The 17,844-nt window shown below is 56.0% G+C and carries 13 protein-coding genes, 2 tRNA genes and 1 CRISPR repeat array; all 15 genes read left to right on the forward strand.

What is annotated here, in order from left to right; genetic code table 11:
- Positions 1-547 precede the first annotated feature (547 nt).
- The 15 genes from tig (at position 548) to cas2e (ending at position 17,104) form a co-directional block, all read left to right on the forward strand.
- Positions 548-1,867 (forward strand): trigger factor, encoded by a 1,320-nt coding sequence (tig, locus tag H567_RS0121930; protein WP_028323019.1) that lies wholly within the window; start codon positions 548-550, stop codon positions 1,865-1,867.
- A gap of 18 nt (positions 1,868-1,885) precedes the next feature.
- Entirely contained in the window at positions 1,886-2,500 is a 615-nt protein-coding gene (gene clpP / locus H567_RS26730) for an ATP-dependent Clp endopeptidase proteolytic subunit ClpP (protein ID WP_035255758.1), read from the forward strand.
- A 6-nt stretch (positions 2,501-2,506) separates the two neighbouring features.
- Entirely contained in the window at positions 2,507-3,757 is a 1,251-nt protein-coding gene (gene clpX, locus H567_RS0121940) for an ATP-dependent Clp protease ATP-binding subunit ClpX (RefSeq protein ID WP_028323020.1), read from the forward strand.
- Positions 3,758-3,762: 5 nt separating this feature from the next.
- Entirely contained in the window at positions 3,763-6,219 is a 2,457-nt protein-coding gene (gene lon, locus H567_RS26735) for an endopeptidase La (RefSeq protein ID WP_035255760.1), read from the forward strand.
- A 97-nt stretch (positions 6,220-6,316) separates the two neighbouring features.
- A tRNA-Val gene (locus H567_RS0121950) sits at positions 6,317-6,391 on the forward strand.
- A gap of 1 nt (position 6,392) precedes the next feature.
- Positions 6,393-6,470 (forward strand) — tRNA-Asp (locus H567_RS0121955).
- 554 nt (positions 6,471-7,024) lie between these two features.
- The gene (locus H567_RS0121960) at positions 7,025-7,879 is read left to right on the forward strand and encodes a restriction endonuclease (protein ID WP_028323021.1); all 855 of its coding nucleotides are present in this window, start codon (positions 7,025-7,027) and stop codon (positions 7,877-7,879) included.
- Between the two features lie 771 nt (positions 7,880-8,650).
- Positions 8,651-11,227, forward strand: coding sequence for a CRISPR-associated helicase Cas3' (gene cas3, locus H567_RS0121965; protein ID WP_208598460.1), 2,577 nt, complete (start codon positions 8,651-8,653; stop codon positions 11,225-11,227).
- Entirely contained in the window at positions 11,208-12,737 is a 1,530-nt protein-coding gene (gene casA / locus H567_RS0121970) for a type I-E CRISPR-associated protein Cse1/CasA (protein WP_028323023.1), read from the forward strand. Before cas3 ends, casA begins: the two co-directional genes overlap by 20 nt.
- Complete coding sequence (casB, locus tag H567_RS0121975) at positions 12,734-13,231, forward strand: type I-E CRISPR-associated protein Cse2/CasB (protein ID WP_028323024.1); 498 nt, start codon at positions 12,734-12,736, stop codon at positions 13,229-13,231. The genes casA and casB overlap by 4 nt, the downstream gene beginning before the upstream one ends.
- Positions 13,232-13,247: 16 nt before the next feature.
- Positions 13,248-14,420 carry a type I-E CRISPR-associated protein Cas7/Cse4/CasC gene (gene cas7e, locus H567_RS0121980; RefSeq protein ID WP_028323025.1) on the forward strand — a complete coding sequence of 391 codons (1,173 nt, stop codon included), beginning with the start codon at positions 13,248-13,250 and terminating at the stop codon, positions 14,418-14,420.
- Complete coding sequence (cas5e, locus tag H567_RS0121985; protein WP_028323026.1) at positions 14,420-15,151, forward strand: type I-E CRISPR-associated protein Cas5/CasD; 732 nt, start codon at positions 14,420-14,422, stop codon at positions 15,149-15,151. Before cas7e ends, cas5e begins: the two co-directional genes overlap by 1 nt.
- The gene (gene cas6e / locus H567_RS0121990; RefSeq protein WP_035255762.1) at positions 15,142-15,918 is read left to right on the forward strand and encodes a type I-E CRISPR-associated protein Cas6/Cse3/CasE; all 777 of its coding nucleotides are present in this window, start codon (positions 15,142-15,144) and stop codon (positions 15,916-15,918) included. Before cas5e ends, cas6e begins: the two co-directional genes overlap by 10 nt.
- Before the next feature lie 9 nt (positions 15,919-15,927).
- Positions 15,928-16,824 (forward strand): type I-E CRISPR-associated endonuclease Cas1e, encoded by an 897-nt coding sequence (gene cas1e, locus H567_RS0121995; protein WP_028323028.1) that lies wholly within the window; start codon positions 15,928-15,930, stop codon positions 16,822-16,824.
- A gap of 37 nt (positions 16,825-16,861) precedes the next feature.
- Positions 16,862-17,104, forward strand: a complete 243-nt coding sequence (gene cas2e / locus H567_RS30275) for a type I-E CRISPR-associated endoribonuclease Cas2e (protein WP_353743112.1) — start codon at positions 16,862-16,864, stop codon at positions 17,102-17,104.
- Between the two features lie 160 nt (positions 17,105-17,264).
- Positions 17,265-17,841: direct repeats of the CRISPR family, unit length 28 nt; unit sequence GTTTCCCCCGCGCATGCGGGGATCGACC.
- Positions 17,842-17,844 lie beyond the last annotated feature (3 nt).

The following is a 17,844-nucleotide window of genomic DNA, read 5'->3' on the forward strand; positions in this document are numbered from 1 at the left end:
ACCCATCCGGCCGTTTCGTTTTTTTGTGGAAAAAGGCTGATCGGTCTCACACGAGGTGTTCCGTTGGATGAGGGGGCGTTTCGTCCTCTCTAGGGCAAACGATGCAGAGCGGAAAGACGAATCGGAAGGCTTCCGAGGAATGGGTCGCAAGCCTGATCAAGCGGCGAAAAACCTCTTCGGGAACCTTCTTTTGTAGGCTGTGTGCTTGAAATCGCAGGAAGGGTCGTTATTTTGATACGAAATGCTTCGGTCGGATACACGATCTCTCCGCGTCCGAGAGCATCCTGCCTCAGATGCGGCCAGCCTCCGCTGTCGTGTATCCGTCCAGAATACAATCCTGAAGGGTGTCCACTTCTGCGAAGGTCTTTGGACACCAGCGTGTTTCCGATTCAGCAGTGATTTTCAACGATTTTGCGGAAATCGGCCCAATGGTCCGTTTCCGGCCCGCGCCCGCAGGCGTTCGGAAAGGAGCCCCGCGGGGTCTGCGCAGGAGAGGTGAAGATCCGCTTCGGATCGGGAACGATCTCACAGAGCGAGGAAAGAACGTATGAGAACCCAGGTGGAAGACATCAGTGCGGTCAAGAAGAGACTGGTGGTGGAGATCGATGCGGCGGAGGTGGACAAGGAATTGAACGAGGCCTACAAGCGCCTCGGCAAGACAACCAAGCTCCCGGGATTTCGTCCCGGCAAGATACCGCGCACCGTGCTCGAAAGCTATTTCGGCCGTCAGGTCCGGGAGGATGTGGCGAGAGACCTCATCAACCACACGATATCCGAAGCGCTCAACGAAGCGCAGACCTTCCCGATCGGTGCGCCGATCCTCGAGAAGGAAGACCTGAAGCCCGGCGAGGGTTTCCAGTACAGTGCCGTGATGGAGGTCCGGCCCGTCATTCAGCTGCCGGAATACGAGGGGATCGAGGTCCAGAAAGAGGTCCTTCAGGTGACCGACCAGGACGTCGAGAATCAGCTCGAGCGGATCAGGCAGGGGAACGGGAAGCTGGAGACGATCGAAGAGGACAGGGCGATCCAGACGGGTGACTACGTCGTGGTGGACTACGAGGTCTACGACGGTGAGGAGCCGGTCGAAGGTTTCGCGGCCACCGATGCCGTGATCAAGGTCGGGACGCACGAGTTCGACGCCGCTGTCGAAGAGGCCTTGATCGGGGCGCGGAAAGGCGAGGAGAAAGGGGTCACGGTCCATTTCGGCGACCACCACCCGCGGGTGGATCTGGCCGGCAAGGATGTCCTTTTCAAGGTGCGTGTGAAGGAACTGAAGTCCCTCGATCTTCCGGCCGTCGATGACGCCTTTGTGGAGGGCCTGGGGGCTGATTTCAAGACCGTCGACGACTTGAAGGCGAAAATCAGGGAGGAAATTCGGACGGCCGAGGTGCGGCGGATCGACCAGGAGGTGAAGCAGCGGCTGATCGAGAAGATCGCCGAAAAGGTCGAGGTCGAGCTGCCCCCTGTGCTGGTGGAATCCGAACTGGAGATGCGGATCGAAAACCTCAAACAGAGCCTCAAGCGCTCCGGAGCCGACCCTGAACAGGCCGGTCTGACCGACGATCGCATGAGGGTCGATCTCAGGCCCGTTTCCGAGAAGCGTGTGAAGAATATGCTCATCCTCGGCGACATCGCCAGGGAAAAAGGCCTGAATGTGGAAGAAGAGGACTTGGAGGAGCACTTCGCCTCGCTCGCGGCGTCGACCGGTCAGGACGCGGCGATCCTGCGGAGATACTATGAAGCCAGGGAGCTTCTGGACGGCCTCAGGCAGCAGCTGCTGGAGGAAAAAACGTTGAAGTACCTGGTTGAGCATGCTAGGATTTTAGAAGTAGAACGAAGTGTTCTAACCGGAAATGCAGCAAAATAAGGAGAACGTGTTTTCACAATGCTGATACCTATTGTTGTCGAACAGTCGAACCGCGGCGAGCGGGCTTACGATATCTACTCGAGGCTCCTCAAGGACAGGATCATCTTCATGGGCGAACAGGTCATAGACGCCACGGCCAACACGGTCATCGCCCAGATGCTCTTCCTCGAATCGGAGGACCCGGCCAAGGATATTCACCTGTATATCAACTCGCCCGGGGGTTCTGTCACCGCCGGTCTGGCGATATACGACACCATGCAATACATCAAGCCCGAAGTGATGACGATCTGCATGGGGCAGACAAGCAGCATGGCTGCCCTGCTCCTGGCGGCCGGTGCCAAGGGAAAGCGCTATGCGCTCCCGCACGCGCGGATCATGATCCACCAGCCTCTTGGCGGGGCGCAGGGTCAGGCGACAGACATCAGCATCCACGCCAGAGAGATCCTCAAGGTGCGGGAGACCCTCAATCAGATCCTGGCCGCCCATACAGGGCAGGGCATGGAGCGCATAAACCAGGACACGGAACGGGATTTTTTCATGACCGCCGAAGAGGCCAAAGCCTATGGTATCATCGACAAGGTCATCACCCGCAGGGAAATGGCGGGTCTATCGGAACATACTGACGGAAGGTAAGGTGATATGAGCAAACATCACGATTCCGGCGACGACCTCTTATGCTCCTTCTGCGGAAAAAGCCAGGACGAGGTCAAGAAGCTGATCGCGGGGCCCTCCGTGTACATCTGTGATGAGTGCATTCAGCTGTGCAACGAGATCATCGCGGAGGAGTACACGCAGGATGCGGACGGCCGCAGCACGAAGGATCTGCCCAAGCCGTCGGAGATCAAGAAGATCCTCGACGAGTACGTGATCGAACAGGACAAGCCGAAGAAGGTCCTGTCCGTGGCGGTCCACAACCATTACAAACGCATCGCCACCAAGATCGACATGGAAGGGGTCGAGATCGAGAAGAGCAACATCCTCCTGATCGGACCGACCGGTTCGGGCAAGACCCTCCTGGCGCAGACCCTGGCCAGGATCTTGAAGGTGCCCTTCACGGTCGCGGATGCAACGACCCTGACGGAGGCCGGGTACGTGGGCGAGGACGTGGAGAACATCATCCTGAACCTCGTTCAGATGGCGGATTACGACGTCGAGGCGGCCTGCAAGGGGATCGTTTACATCGACGAGATCGACAAGATCGCCCGCAAATCCGACAGCCCGTCGATTACGCGTGACGTCTCCGGCGAGGGGGTGCAGCAGGCGCTCCTGAAGATCATCGAGGGGACGATGGCCAACGTGCCGCCGAAGGGCGGGCGGAAGCATCCGCAGCAGGATTTCGTCAAGGTCGACACCAGCAATATCCTCTTCATCTGCGGCGGGACGTTCAACGGCCTCGACAAGATCATCCGAGGCCGCGTGAACAGCAAGATGATGGGCTTCGAGGCGGACATCAAGCGCAAAGAAGAGATGGACATCAATAAGACCATGACCCTGGTCCAGCCGGAAGACCTGATCCGCTTCGGGATGATTCCGGAGTTCATCGGCCGCATCCCCATCATCACCACACTCGATCAGTTGAGCCTCGATGCCCTGGTCCGGATCCTGAGCGAACCGAAGAATGCACTTCTGAAGCAGTATCAGAAGCTCTTCGAACTCGAAGGGGTCAAGCTCAAGGTGACCGACGGCGCCCTTCTGGCCATAGCGCAGGAGGCCATCAAGCGCAAATCGGGCGCCCGCGGACTGCGCTCCATCCTGGAGTCCGTCATGCTCGACATCATGTACGACATCCCGTCGACACCGGGCGTGCATGAGTGCGTGATCAGCGAAGATGTGATCCTGAAAGGGGAGAACCCTCTTCTCATCTATGAAAACCAAGTTGGATATGCGTAAGGCTTATGTTTAAAGTGACGAATAAAGATGCCGCCGGTGAGGGGATGACCGAGAGGTCTTACTACCCTCTCCTGCCGCTCCGTGATGTGGTGGTCTTTCCGAATGTGGTGGTGCCGCTTTTCGTGGGCCGGGAAAAATCCATCAGTGCGCTCGAGTTCGCCATGAGCCACCAGAAGGAGATCTTCCTGGCGTCGCAAAAGGACGCCAAGGTGGATGAACCCGCCCCGAAGGACATTTACACCATCGGGACCCTCAGCTCCGTGCTGCAGCTCCTGAAGCTGCCGGACGGGACGGTCAAGGCCCTGATCGAAGGGAAGGCCAGGGGCCGGATCGACCACTTTCTGGACAAGCAGGATTTCTTCATGGTCGAGGTCTCGCGGCTGTCGGACCAGCGTGAAACCGACGAGGAGACCATCGCCCTGATGCGCAGCATCAGCGTCGGCTTCGAGGAGTATGCGAAGCTCAACACCAAGATCAGCCAGGAGGTCGTCTCCACGGTCACCGGCATCGAGGATCCGGTGCGGATGGGGGACACGATTGCGGGGCATCTCTCGCTGAAGGTCTCCGACAAACAGCGCCTGCTCGAGATCCCGGACCTGAATGCGCGGCTCCAGGAGCTTTTTGAAAAGCTCAACGGAGAGATCAACATCCTGCGGCTCGAGCAGCGGCTGCGCAGCCGGGTCAAGAAGCAGATGGAGAAGACCCAGAAGGACTACTATCTGAATGAGCAGATGCGGGCCATTCAGAAGGAGATGGGCACCAAGGACGACTTCAAGGCCGAGTTGGACGAACTCGAAAAGAAGATCAAGGCGAAGCGCCTCCCGAAAGAGGCCCACACGCGGATCCGGCAGGAGTTCAAGAAGCTCAAGATGATGTCGCCCATGTCCGCCGAGGCGACGGTCGTCCGCAACTACATCGACTGGATGCTGTCGCTCCCCTGGCTGGAGAAGACGAAAGAGAAGCTCGACATCGAAGAGGCCGAAAGGATCCTCGAGGAAGACCACTACGGCCTCGAGAAGCCGAAGCAGCGGATCCTGGAATATCTGGCGGTCCAGCGCCTGACGAAGAAGATCAAGGGCCCGATCCTGTGTCTGGTCGGACCTCCGGGGGTCGGGAAGACCTCGCTGGCGAAATCCGTCGCGAGGGCGACCGGCCGGAACTTCGTCCGGCTTTCCCTGGGGGGCGTGCGGGACGAGGCCGAGATCCGTGGACACCGGCGGACCTACATCGGGGCGTTGCCGGGCAAGATCCTTCAGCTTCTCAAAAAGGCCAAATCCAACAATCCGGTGTTCTGCCTGGACGAGGTGGACAAGATGAGCATGGACTTCCGGGGGGACCCCTCCGCCGCCCTGCTCGAGGTGCTCGACCCGGAGCAGAACAACGCCTTCAACGATCATTATTTGGACCTGGATTACGATCTGTCCGACATCTTCTTCATCACGACCGCCAACAACCTGCACAACATCCCGCCGCCGCTTCAGGACCGGATGGAGATCATCCGCCTGGCCGGCTACACGGAGCTCGAGAAGCTGAGCATCGCCAAGTACTTCCTGATCAAGAAGCAGGTCGAGCAGAACGGTCTGGACCCGAAGAACATCCGCTTTTCCGACAAGGCCGTCCTGGACATCATCCGGCACTACACCCGGGAGGCCGGGGTGCGGAACCTCGAACGCGAGATCTCTTCGATCTGCCGCAAGGTCGCCAAGGAGGTCGTGCGCCGGGGGAAGGGGACATCGGTCACCCTAACGGCCCAGTCCCTTCACAAGTACCTGGGGGTGCAGAAATTCCACTACGGGCGGGCCGAGGAAAAGGACGCCATCGGCGTCACCACCGGGCTTGCCTGGACGGACTTCGGCGGCGAACTGCTCCAGACCGAGACGACCATCATGCCGGGCAAGGGAAGCCTGGTCTTGACGGGAAAGCTCGGGGACGTCATGCAGGAATCGGCGCAGGCGGCCCTCAGCTACGTGCGCTCCCGGACGCGGCAGCTGCGCCTCCCGGACAACTTCTACGAAAAGATCGACATCCACATCCACGTCCCTGAAGGGGCCACGCCCAAGGACGGGCCCTCGGCCGGGATTACCCTGGCGACCTCGATCGTCTCGGTATTGACCCGCCGGCCCGTCAGGAGCACCCTGGCGATGACCGGCGAGATCACCCTGCGCGGACGGATCCTGCCGATCGGCGGCCTCAAGGAGAAGATCCTCGCCGCCCACCGTGCGGGTCTTTCCAAGGTCCTGATCCCCTTCGAGAACAAGAAGGATATCGAGGAGATCCCCAAGAAGATCCTCCGCAAGGTGGAGCTCGTCCTGGTCAACCACATGGACGATGTCCTGCGTGAGGCGCTCGTGGTGCCCGAAGGGGAATCCCTCTTCGCGACCCAGGATGAGTGTGAACCCTTTTACCTGGCGCCCTGTGAGGAGCGCAAGAACGATCCGGGATCGGAGTTGATCGCCCATTGAGGATCGGGCTCCCCACGCTCGAAAATCGTTTGGCCGGGGCACTATTTCTCTTGACAGAACCAGCCGCCTTCCGCTATAAAGATATGATCTTCAGCTTGGGCGGATAGCTCAGCGGGAGAGCATCGGCCTTACAAGCCGAGGGTCGCAGGTTCAAATCCTGTTCCGCCTACCACGGGGGCGTAGTTCAGCTTGGTTAGAACGCCGGCCTGTCACGCCGGAGGTCGCGAGTTCGATCCTCGTCGCTCCCGCCAGTTAATACAAGGGGTTACGTCAAAAACGTAGCCCCTTTTTTTTGTGCTGGGAATGCACCCAGCACTATACCCAGCACCCGCTAAAATCCAGGTTCGCAGCTTCGGTAATCGCCGCCCTTGGCAAAACTGGGGATTGTTTCCCATAGTTGTTTACTACCCAATCCAGCGCGTAAGCGCTCCTATTTATAAACTGTTGTTTATAGGAACGTGAAGGATCCATCCCGGCCCTTAAACCCAGCGCCGGCCGGCATGGTGGAATGGGATGGCCATTTCCCGCTGTCTCCGTCTGCCCTGATGGAGGTGTGAACAGCCATTCAGAAGCAGTACTGCCACGCGTTTGTTGGGACCATGTTTAAATCTGCGGATTTTAAACCGTTTTCGGCTACCCTTTGACTGCCCACCCGGAACTCAGGTCTAAGTATCTTGAATAATAACGTGTTTTTGCTATCATGTGAGTATCAGGTTGGAAGCCGGTTTGAAAAGACGCTCCTTATGTAATACATACTAAAATGCGTAGTTCTTATGATTTTTTCTCTACTTTCCAGAGGTAAAAAATGAAGACAAGTCCGAATCTACCTGCCCTTGTTCAGTTCTTTTTACCCATAATAGACGCCCTGAAAAAACTTGGAAGCTCTGCCAGTCCATCGGAGCTCAAAGACGAACTTGTGGTCAGTCTTGAAATAAGCGAGGATGAGCTATCGGAGCGTTTCGGTAACAATTTATTTCGTGTTGATATGTTGATTAATTGGGCCAAGGCTTATTTGACTCGTGAAGGTTTGCTTGATGTTTCTGACCCTCATGTATGGCGCTTGACCGAAGATGGACAACGCAGGCATCTTACAGAACAAGATGTAAAGCAGATTTTTCATAAGATTCACAGTGGTTTTATAACTAAAAAACGCATCAAACGAAGGTCTAATAAACCGATAATCACTGATGAAGAGCAAGGCGCGCCTCATGGAGCGGAACTTATTGAGATCCTCAAAGCCCTTTCTCCGGAAGGTTTCGAGAGACTCTGCCAAAGGCTGCTTCGATCATCGGGGTTCATTAAAGTTGTGGTGAAAGGGCGGTCTGGTGATGGAGGCATAGATGGTGAAGGAATCCTTGAAATCAACCCTCTCGTAAGCTTGAAGGTTATTTTCCAGGCAAAACGATATAAGGATGCAGTCCCTTCATCTCAAGTTCGGGATTTCAGAGGCGCTATGCAAGGCCGCGCAGAGAAGGGAATTTTTATAACAACCGGCCGGTTTACACAAGAAGCCAAGAATGAAGCCATCCGGGAGGGCGTACCTCCGATTGAGCTGGTTGACTGTTCCAAATTGGTTAAACTTTTTGAGCAGACGTCGTTAGGGCTAAAACCCCGAACTATTTATGAAATTGACAATGAGTTCTTCGATGAATACAGGTGACCCTTAACTTCCTTTTTACGTATGATGAAAGCCTTGAAATCCACTCTATTTGGTCTTTTCCTACCCCGCTCCACTTTTTGTGCAAAAGAACGATGTAAAAATCGTCAATCCTAAACTACTATCATTACGTCCAGACTGCACTATAGGCAGGATATTATTGCGGATCTCAAAAGGTTTTCACCGGTCGGTGATAATTCTCCCCCTTTGATGAGACCACCCAACTGCCGCTCGTGACTCCAAGTAGTTTCTTTCTCCTCACAAAAAAATATCTCCGCGTTTGACCGGATCTGTCAAAACTCAATCGTAAAATCCGTCTACGAAAATGAGCTTACTTCCACCACTCCGTTCTAAAATGCTGATGGGAGTGGTGTTTCCAGATTTGGGGCAAGAAATTGGGCCTCTGTCGTATAAACGCGGCTTTTTGATGTTGACTATAGGTCTTGGTAGGTATAGGGGAAAAGAGCGTACAAGACTAGAACACAAAGAAGGCTGCTATATTGGGATTTAGTTGCGGTTAGGCCAGTTCAACAACGGCATACCTATGTTCCAGGAATTCCTTCAACACGCGAGAGACCACGCTTTCATATAAGACGAACAAATTTATCCTTATGATTGAACATAGTGGTATCTTATCTTAGGAAAAAAACGCTGTAATATCATAGAGTTTTTAATTCACACATTTCTTCCTGCATGAGGATGCAATAATCTAGTTTTGACAAACGACCGCTCATGGAAAATGATTATGACAGTCAAATTAGGGAGGATCTACCGTTGAGCCTTTTTTGGGGTAAACTGAAACGCGACGAAAATTCCAACAAAGTGCTCGAGAGACTGTCTCTGCGCGATCACTGCATAGATGTTGCCATGGTTTTCAGGCAGCTCTGCAGACTGCCATCGATCCGCCGCACTTTGGATTATGCCGCAGGGATAGATTTCAGCGAAAGGCAGCTGGATCGACTTGCGGTGTTCGCGCTTGCCCACGATCTTGGAAAATGCAACTGGGGATTTCAAGTGAAGCAGGATTTGGCTGAGCGTATCACTGCGGGCCACGTCAAGGAAACACTGCCGCTTTTTTTTCACCCAGACACCGCTGAAAAATTCTTTAGTGCTTTCCAGTGCGATCGGTTGATTCGCTGGGTCGACAAATCTGAGTCAGTTTTCCGGCTTTTTTTAGCCGCGATTTCCCATCACGGTCGCCCTGCTTTCACAATGGAGGACGGGAACGGCCTTTTTGCTCAAACGGCAAGCAAGTTCTGGATGCCGAACAAAGGCCTTGATCCGATGACTGGTCTGAGAGAACTGCTCGAGGCTGCACATAGCGCTTTCCCGGACGCCTTCGACGGTGCATCCGACCCGATTCCAATCACGGAAAGCCTGCAGCACCGTTTCGCGGGCCTGATTATGCTGGCCGATTGGCTTGGATCCCATAGCGAAGGATTTTTTCCGTTTTGCCACACGGGCAACCGCGTTGATTGGTCCCGGCTCCGTGCCCGCCAGGCGGTGAAAGAAGTCGGGCTCGATATCAGCGCCCACCTTAAGCGCCTCGCTGGCGAGGTTCCCGATTTCTCTGCGCTCTTCGGCTTTCCGCCTTATCCTCTGCAGTCGCGGCTGTCCCGAACAGAGGGGCCTCTTCTTATAGCAGAATCCGACACCGGCTCCGGAAAGACCGAGGCTGCTCTCATCCATTTTCTGTCCTTGTTTGCGGCCGGCCTGGTGGATAGCCTTTATTTCGCATTGCCAACGCGGGTAGCTGCCCGGGAGCTTTACGAACGTGTTCTCAAGACCATGCGCGCCGCCTTCGGAAGTGGCTGTCCACCCGTTCTGCTGGCTGTGCCTGGTTACGCGCGGATTGACGGCGAACCTTTATATGCGCTGCCATCCGAGGAGCGGCTCTTCTTCGAACCTAAAGACTATCGTCCCCTCCGTCAATGGGCTGCTGAACGGCCTAAGCGGTTCCTATCAGCGACGGTAGCGGTCGGAACGATCGATCAAGCGCTTCTTTCAGCGATTCGCGTCGGCCATGCCCACCTTCGCAGGGCCTGTCTCGACCGTTCTCTTCTTGTAATAGATGAAGTGCACAGCTCTGATGTCTATATGCGGGCCTTGTCTCGGCGTATGCTCAGTGAGCATCTGAGTGTAGGTGGACGGGCCTTGCTTCTATCAGCGACCCTTGGCAGTGTTGCAAGAGAGGCGTATCTGAATCTCGAAGAACGCTCCGGATGCACCTCCTGCGAAGAGGCTTCTGCGTTGCCCTACCCGGCGCTTTCTGCGCTGGGTTCCGGGACGGAAAGCGTTCCGAACCCAGGCAGTCGGCCCAAAAAGGTGACGGTCGAGCCGCTTCCGGTTATGGAAAGCCCGGATTCCATGCTGGATCGGCTGGAGCGCGCGGTGTCAGAGGGGATGCGCGTCATGGTGGTTCTCAATACCGTTCAAAGGGCAATCGACCTCTGCCGCGCGGCCGAGCGCCGGCCTTTGCTCAGGCATGTTCTTTTCTCCTGCAACGGTGCCTTGTGCCCGCACCACGGGCGCTTTGCGCGGCCGGACCGCGAGATCCTGGACAAGGAAGTCAGCCGTCGGCTCGGAAAAGGTTCCCTAGCGGGTCCCCTCCTTCTGATTGGCACCCAGACCCTCGAGCAAAGCCTGGACATCGACACGGATTGGCTGGTGACGGACCTCTGTCCCATGGATGTTCTGCTTCAGAGAATTGGTCGACTGCACCGCCATGACCGCGGCAAGCGGCCGGCGCCGGTCTGCTCGATTTTAATGCCGGCCACGCCGGACTTGAGCCTCTATCTGCGCGAAGACGGCGAGGTCCGGTTCAGCGCTCCGGCCGGCTTGGGGGCTGTTTACGAGGATATGCGGATCCTACAGCTCACTCTTGACCTCGTCGCTGGCGGGCCAGTTTTCGACCTTCCGCGCGACAACCGGCAATTGGTAGAGGCTGCGACTCATCCCGACAGGATGCTCACGCTCCAGGGAGAATCTTGGCTGAAGCATGGCCAGCATATCGAAGGAAAGGTTCAGGCTATGCTCATGGCTGCCGGAGGTGCTGTAATACCCCGCGCGCATTTCGGCGATTTTTCCTTTCCGTCCTCTCTGGACACGCGTCTTGTAACTCGGCTTGGGCTCGATGACCGCCGTTTGTCTCTTGGCCGTGTTTACAGGGGCCCATTCGGCAGGGAAATTGATGAGATTGACATCCCAGGGCACCTGGGTCGTGGAATTCAGCAAGAAGAAGCGGATTTGATCGAGGTTTCGTCCGAGGGTCTCCTCATCCAGGTGGGACGCTACAGTTATCGCTATTCACGTTTTGGATTGGAGAAGATCGATGAATGTGTTGACGGATGAACTATTTAAAGCGGCGACTTCGGAAGGATCTGCCCGGCTAAGCCTGCCGGGGCTTTTGGAGTCTCTGGGGCAGGATCGAGTCGCGTCCTTGGGTGGGATCCAGCGGCACCAGGTGGATATTTTTCACATCTTTCTTTGCTACCTGGCGGGCTCTGTGCTCGCGCGGGCCAGTCGGGACTCGCCGACTCAGACGGCCGCCTTCTGGCGCGAAGGCTTGCGGTCCCTGGTTGACAAGGATGACGACTGCGCATGGGAACTGGTGGTTGAAGATCCGACCAAATCAGCGTTCATGCAGCCACCGGTCTCGAAGCAGCGGGTTTTCGAAACAGACTACAAGCACAAGTCGGACACTCTTGACGCGTTGGATGTGCTCCAGACGGCAAAGAATCATGACATCAAAACGGCGCGTGCGCATTGGGGGGATGAGGAAGCTTGGGTTTTTGCCCTGATCTCGCACCAGAACAGCTCAGGGTTCCTAGGGCAGGGGAATTACGGCATCGCGCGCATGAACGGCGGTTTCGGTAGCCGAGTATGCGTCGGATGGCAGGAAAACCGGCGTCCCGGCAGGCGTTTTCAAAGAGACGTCAGAATCCTCATGGCACATAGGAAAAACCTACTGAAGGAGCCTTACCCTTATATCGATCGAGGTTTGACTTGCCTTTGGACCGAGCCATGGGACGGGGTTGAGAGCCTCCCGCTCTCAAAGCTCGACCCTTTCTTTATCGAGGTCGCCAGGAGAGTGAGGCTATTGGATCGAAATGGCCCATCGGTTTTCAGCGCTACGTCGAAGACAAGCAGGGTTTCGGCAAAAGATTCAAAAGGAAATATCGGCGACCCCTGGACACCTGTCAAAGAATCCGACTCATCGGCTCTGACCCCATCTGCCAGCGGATTCACGCCCGAGCTTTTACGGAATCTGATCTTCCGTGATAACTACCTGCTATCCCCCATCCAGACCCCGGCTTCGGATGAGGGGGCCGGCTGGTTTTGTGCTTCGGTGCTTGTGCGCGGGCAGGGGACCACGGACGGGTTTCATGAAGCCGCTATTCGAATACCCGCTCGTGCCAGAGCGTTTCTGTTCGGAGGAGGCAAGCCCATTGATCAATTGGCGGAATGGTCCAAACTGGGGCTCGATATGGCAGGCGATATCCGAAACAGATGCCTCAGACCCTCGCTCTACTCGCTGATGGAAGGCGGACCAGACAAGGTAGATTTCGGCAAACGCGAAATCACTGCTTGGGTGGATTCACAGGCTCGCCTTTTTTCCCGTGCCTGGCAGCCGCGCTATTTCAAATGGCTCTGGTCTACCCTGGATGCTGAAGATACCGTGGCCGCCCTGCGACCATGGCTCCTCGAGCTAAAGCACCTTTCGCAGGCACTTCTTGAAAAGGCATTTCGCATTTGCCCGGCCAGAAGCGGACGAGGATATCGTGCCATCTCCCGAGCCAATGCCGTCTTTTTCGGCGGACTCAACAAAAACTTTGCCGACTATATGGAGGAACGGAAATGACGGAAAACAAGAATCGCTCGCCGGCTGCTCATGTGCCGGAATTGGCGGCCATCCTCAAGGCAGAGCACTTCCCCACCGGGGAGCGGGCCGCGCTGAAACGGATGGCATTGGACGGACCTGCGCCTCTGGCCTTCCACCGGTTTATGCTGCGGCACATTGATCCTCCGTGGCATGCGGATGTGCTTATTCCGGCATGGCGGGCGCTGCTCTGTGCGCTGGCGATCCAAAGGGACGGAGGCTTTGACCCTTCAAGACCCTTGGGACAAACCTTGGCTGAGGCTGACTTTTCCGAACATCGACTCGAAAGACTTCTGGCTGCCGGTGGAGGAACTCTCCGCAGCCTAGCCCTTCGCGCCGCTCGCCAGATAGCGGCCAAAGGGATCGCGGCGGACTGGAGACAATTGGCCGAACTGCTTTTCAGTCGTGATCCGGAAATTCGCGAAAGCGTCAACCGGCGCATAGCCCGAGACTTTTACCGAACCCTGCAATCCTAAAACCGGGAGGAATGAAATGTTCTTGCAGATTCACACCCTGACGTCCTATGCCCCAGCACTACTCAACCGCGACGACGCCGGCCTCGCAAAGCGCATCCCGTTCGGGAACGCGGAGCGTATGCGCGTTTCCTCCCAGTGTCTCAAAAAACACTGGCGTGACGAACTTCACCGTAGACTCGATCTCCCGAAAGGCATCCGGTCCAGAATGTTTTTCGAGAGGGAGGTCTGGCGCAGAGCGGTAACCGCCGGCGTTGATGAAGAGACGGCAATGAAACTCGTAACAGCCCTGATGAAGGCTCTGATCACCGCCAAAGATGGAAAAGCCAAACAGACAGACGGCAACCCGCTGCATCTGAAACAGCCGGTGCTCTTCGGAAAACCGGAGGCGGACTACCTGGTAAGCCTGGTCACCGATTGCGCAGGGTCTGGAAAAGACCCGGACAAGGAACTAAAAGAGAGACTAAAGGCTGAGAAATACAATTTGCGCGCATTGATGAAATCGGCTGGACAGGATGATCTTGTAGCCGGGATCGAAGGGGCCCTGTTCGGCCGCTTTGTGACATCCGACATCCTGGCGCGTGTTGACGCCTCGGTTCATGTGGCCCACGCCTTCACGGTGCATCCGCTCCAAACGGAAGTGGACTACTTCACGGTCGTCGATGATTTGAAGGAAGAACTTGAGCATGCCGGCGCCGCCCATGCAGGTGATATGGAGCTCGGAGCAGGGGTGTTCTACGGATACGTTGTCGTAGACGTGCCGCTCCTGATTTCAAACCTCTGCGGCTGCGACCGCTCAGCATGGAAAGCACAGCCCCAGGAGACTGTAAAAGACGGCAAAGATGTGCTCGAGCGCCTTATCAACGCCATCGCTACAGTCAGTCCCGGCGCAAAGCTGGGCTCGACCGCTCCTTACGCCAGGGCAGCCCTGGTGTTGCTGGAATGCGGTGAATACCAGCCGCGGACCCTAGCCAATGCCTACCTTGAAGCGCTTCTGCCTAAGGGGGACATCATGCAGACGGCTGTGGATAGGTTGGGAGTTCATCTCAGTGAACTGGACGGCATGTACGGCCGAAACGAAGAGCGTTTTATAGCATCCACCAAAGCGACTTCGGCTTTCCAGGAAGCTCTAAGGGGAACTCTAGCCCAATCTGTAGAAGGGTCTCTCGGCGCCCTGTGGAGAGAGGAATAATGAAAGGTCTTATTCTGCGTTTCGATGCTCCTTTGATGAGTTTCGGCGGTGTGAAGGTCGACCAGAACAACCCTACAGAACGGTTTCCCGGCCTTTCCATGATGGCTGGGATGTTTGCCAACGCGTTCGGCTGGACTCACAAGGATACGGAGAAGATCCAGCAACTACAGGGGAGGCTCATCTGCGCCTCGCGCTGGGATATCGAGCCGACTCTCATCCTGGACTATCAGACCGTTGATCTCAATCAACCAAAGATGAAATCTCCGGGCTGGACCACTTGGGGAGTTCCCGAGCATCGCGAAGGGGGCCCGGACGCAAAATTTGGAACGCACCAGAGGTACCGTTTTTATCTGGCCAACGGTGTGTTGATTTTAGTCATCGCCTTACCTGATGAAAGTTTCCCGGACATCTTAGCTGTTGAGAAGGCCTTGGATCGGCCGGCGCGGCCACTGTTCATAGGCCGCAAAACATGCTTGCCTTCGTCGCCCATTTTAGTGGGGCGGATCGAAGGCGAAAACGTTCTGGACATGCTGCAACAGATTCCCCGGGCATGTCGACAGGCTTCATCAAATAAGGAAATCATGCCCGCCTGTTGGCCGGCCGACCTCGGCAATAAAAGGGCTGGACACGCCCGGGAGGTTTTTGACCTGCGGGACTGGAAAAGTCAACTGCACCGAGGCAGCCGTTCCATAGCAGAAGGTTTGATCGAGGAGGCATCTCAATGTTCATGATCGATATGCATCTTGATGCAGCCAAGTTGATGCGGTTTGCGCAAATGCAGGGCCACCCCCTGTCTTCGGACGAAGACTTCGGCTACATGTCGCATGCTTGGATGTTGGCTGCATTTGGCAGTTTGGCGCCTAAGCCTTTCAGGATTTTGGAGCGCCGCGACGGGCTCCATCTCCTTGGATACGCAGAGTATTCGGCGAGTGCGCTTTGTGAGCACGCGCGGCACTTTGCCGAACCCGCTGCATCTGAGGTCTGTCAGTGGGATGCGATAGCTTCTAAAAGCATGCCGGACACTTGGGAAAAGGGAAGACGACTTGGATTCGAGGTCCGGGCGTGCCCGGTATCTCGCAAAGGAAAAGAAAGGGACGTGTTCCTCTCTGCTCTGGAACATGCCAAGGCACTTGGGGAAAGAGTGCCTCAAAGGGAAAAAGTCTACGCAGACTGGTTGGTCCAGAGAATGAAGGGCGCCATAAAACCGGGGGGAGATTTTATCGACCCGACAGGCAACTCGGAAGAACCTGTCGTTGAACTGCTTCCTGCCGGGATCTCAATTGTGGGGTTAAGGAGGATAAAGCTTCTTAGAAGCACAAAGGGCGCAAGTCCCAATCGGAGGAAATCCATCGAAAGACCGGATGTCTTGTTCTCAGGCGAGTTCCGGATCCGGCGGACTGAGGCATTCGTCAACCTTTTGAGACGAGGCATTGGGCGTCATCGTGCCTTCGGGTTTGGAATGCTTCTCCTGCGGCCTCCTGCGGAGCACCTGTTATAGGGAGGGGGGATGAGCAACGGCACCCTTTTACCTGGGCGACTGGGACTAGCCACCGCAAGGGTACCCTACGTGGACCGGCACGGTCTGGTAGGTCTTTCTCGTGGAAGGCTTTTCGTTGAAGACGGGACCCTTCGGTTCGTCTGTGCAAAGTCTGATGAACTGGATGCCGGGGATTACGCCATCCCCTATCAAAACATTTCAATGATCCTCCTGGGTCCCGGTTCAACAGTCAGCCATGATGCCCTCAGATTGCTTGCACGGCACGGGGTTCTATTGGCAGCGGTCGGCGAAGGATGGGTCAAGTATTATACGGCACCTCCGATGGGGCAGGGCCGCAGCAATGTGGCTCGTGCCCACGCGCTTCTCTGGGCAAATGAAAAAAAGCGGATCGGAGTTGCGAAGAACATGTACGCCATTCGTTTCTCCATGATCAATCGTCACCAGGATATCAACGTTTTGAGGGGTATCGAAGGTAGCCGAATGAAAACGGCCTACAAACTCCTGGCGGACCGGCACGATATTCCATGGAATGGAAGACGCTACGACCGGTCGGATCCCACCGCTGCTGATATACCAAACCAGGCCATCAATCATGCTGCAACCTTTGTGGAGTGCGCCGCAGATATAGCCGTGGCGGCCGTCGGGGCCCTGCCCCCGCTCGGCTTTATCCACGAGGATTCGAGCAATGCCTTCACCCTGGACATAGCCGACCTTTACAGGACCGAACTTACCATCCCGCTGGCTTTTCGATGTGCGCATCAGATATTGAACGACCCAAGGGCTGTTCTTGAACGGCTGATTCGCCAGGAAGCATCAAAAGAGTTTAGGCGCTTTAAACTGATTCCAAAGATGATCGACCGTATTAAGGATTTGCTGCATGGCAATGACGGTGGTGGTGACGCGTAACGTGAGGGACAGGATCCGGGGATTTCTGTCGTCCACTATGCTTGAACTCGCGCCAGGCGTATATACGGCGCCCAGAATCTCCCCCGCTGTGCGAGATAGAATTTGGGATGTTCTGAGCGACTGGTATTTATATGAAAATGATGCATCGATCGTGATGCTCTGGGCGGACAATACGTCCGCCGGGGGGCAGGCGATTCGAATCTTAGGGTCTCCTCCGATCGAACTGGTCGAAATAGACGGTTTGATCGTGTCCCGCCGACAAGGTTCTTTGACAACATGAACCTTATAGAAACGCTTTATTAAACGGTTCTATCGAGGTTTTTAGGCTTGAAAAAAACTCCTTCAAGAGCCCTCAACCTTTTTGAATGCTGTTCGCTGGAACGGGAATTTTTAGAGCGAAATCCTTAAAGTTTAATCATTTTAATTTGTTACTAGCAAGAGTTTCCCCCGCGCATGCGGGGATCGACCTGGGAAGGCCGACTTCATGAGCCATCAGCATAGGTTTCCCCCGCGCATGCGGGGATCGACCTGCTCAAAGCGGACGCGAATGGCTTGCCCGTGGGTTTCCCCCGCGCATGCGGGGATCGACCCGCACGATTGGTCGCGGATATACTGGTAGAAATGTTTCCCCCGCGCATGCGGGGATCGACCCTTATGATGGGAGTAAGGCGAATAGTGGTGTAAGTTTCCCCCGCGCATGCGGGGATCGACCCCTGGAGGATAGCGGGATAGCGGCGGCTGACCTGTTTCCCCCGCGCATGCGGGGATCGACCTGCCACTTAATATATCCAACCGCCGGAGATACGGTTTCCCCCGCGCATGCGGGGATCGACCTGGGAGCTTGCCGCAGGGGCGCTGAGTGACAGCGTTTCCCCCGCGCATGCGGGGATCGACCGTGCTACCAAACATGGATTAGTCACTGATCTAAGTTTCCCCCGCGCATGCGGGGATCGACCCGTCACTTTGCAAGCGTATTCGGAGATAATATAGTTTCCCCCGCGCATGCGGGGATCGACCCCC

Source organism: Desulfatiglans anilini DSM 4660 (assembly GCF_000422285.1).
GTDB classification, from domain to species: Bacteria; Desulfobacterota; DSM-4660; order Desulfatiglandales; family Desulfatiglandaceae; genus Desulfatiglans; species Desulfatiglans anilini.

Bases quoted from the DNA above. Each gene is read 5' to 3' on its own strand.
- tig (WP_028323019.1), top strand. From the start codon at position 548: ATGAGAACCCAGGTGGAAGACATCAGTGCGGTCAAGAAGAGACTGGTG.
- clpP (WP_035255758.1), top strand. From the start codon at position 1,886: ATGCTGATACCTATTGTTGTCGAACAGTCGAACCGCGGCGAGCGGGCT.
- clpX (WP_028323020.1), top strand. From the start codon at position 2,507: ATGAGCAAACATCACGATTCCGGCGACGACCTCTTATGCTCCTTCTGC.
- lon (WP_035255760.1), top strand. From the start codon at position 3,763: ATGTTTAAAGTGACGAATAAAGATGCCGCCGGTGAGGGGATGACCGAG.
- H567_RS0121960 (WP_028323021.1), top strand. From the start codon at position 7,025: ATGAAGACAAGTCCGAATCTACCTGCCCTTGTTCAGTTCTTTTTACCC.
- casA (WP_028323023.1), top strand. From the start codon at position 11,208: ATGAATGTGTTGACGGATGAACTATTTAAAGCGGCGACTTCGGAAGGA.
- casB (WP_028323024.1), top strand. From the start codon at position 12,734: ATGACGGAAAACAAGAATCGCTCGCCGGCTGCTCATGTGCCGGAATTG.
- cas7e (WP_028323025.1), top strand. From the start codon at position 13,248: ATGTTCTTGCAGATTCACACCCTGACGTCCTATGCCCCAGCACTACTC.
- cas5e (WP_028323026.1), top strand. From the start codon at position 14,420: ATGAAAGGTCTTATTCTGCGTTTCGATGCTCCTTTGATGAGTTTCGGC.
- cas6e (WP_035255762.1), top strand. From the start codon at position 15,142: ATGTTCATGATCGATATGCATCTTGATGCAGCCAAGTTGATGCGGTTT.
- cas1e (WP_028323028.1), top strand. From the start codon at position 15,928: ATGAGCAACGGCACCCTTTTACCTGGGCGACTGGGACTAGCCACCGCA.
- cas2e (WP_353743112.1), top strand. From the start codon at position 16,862: ATGCTTGAACTCGCGCCAGGCGTATATACGGCGCCCAGAATCTCCCCC.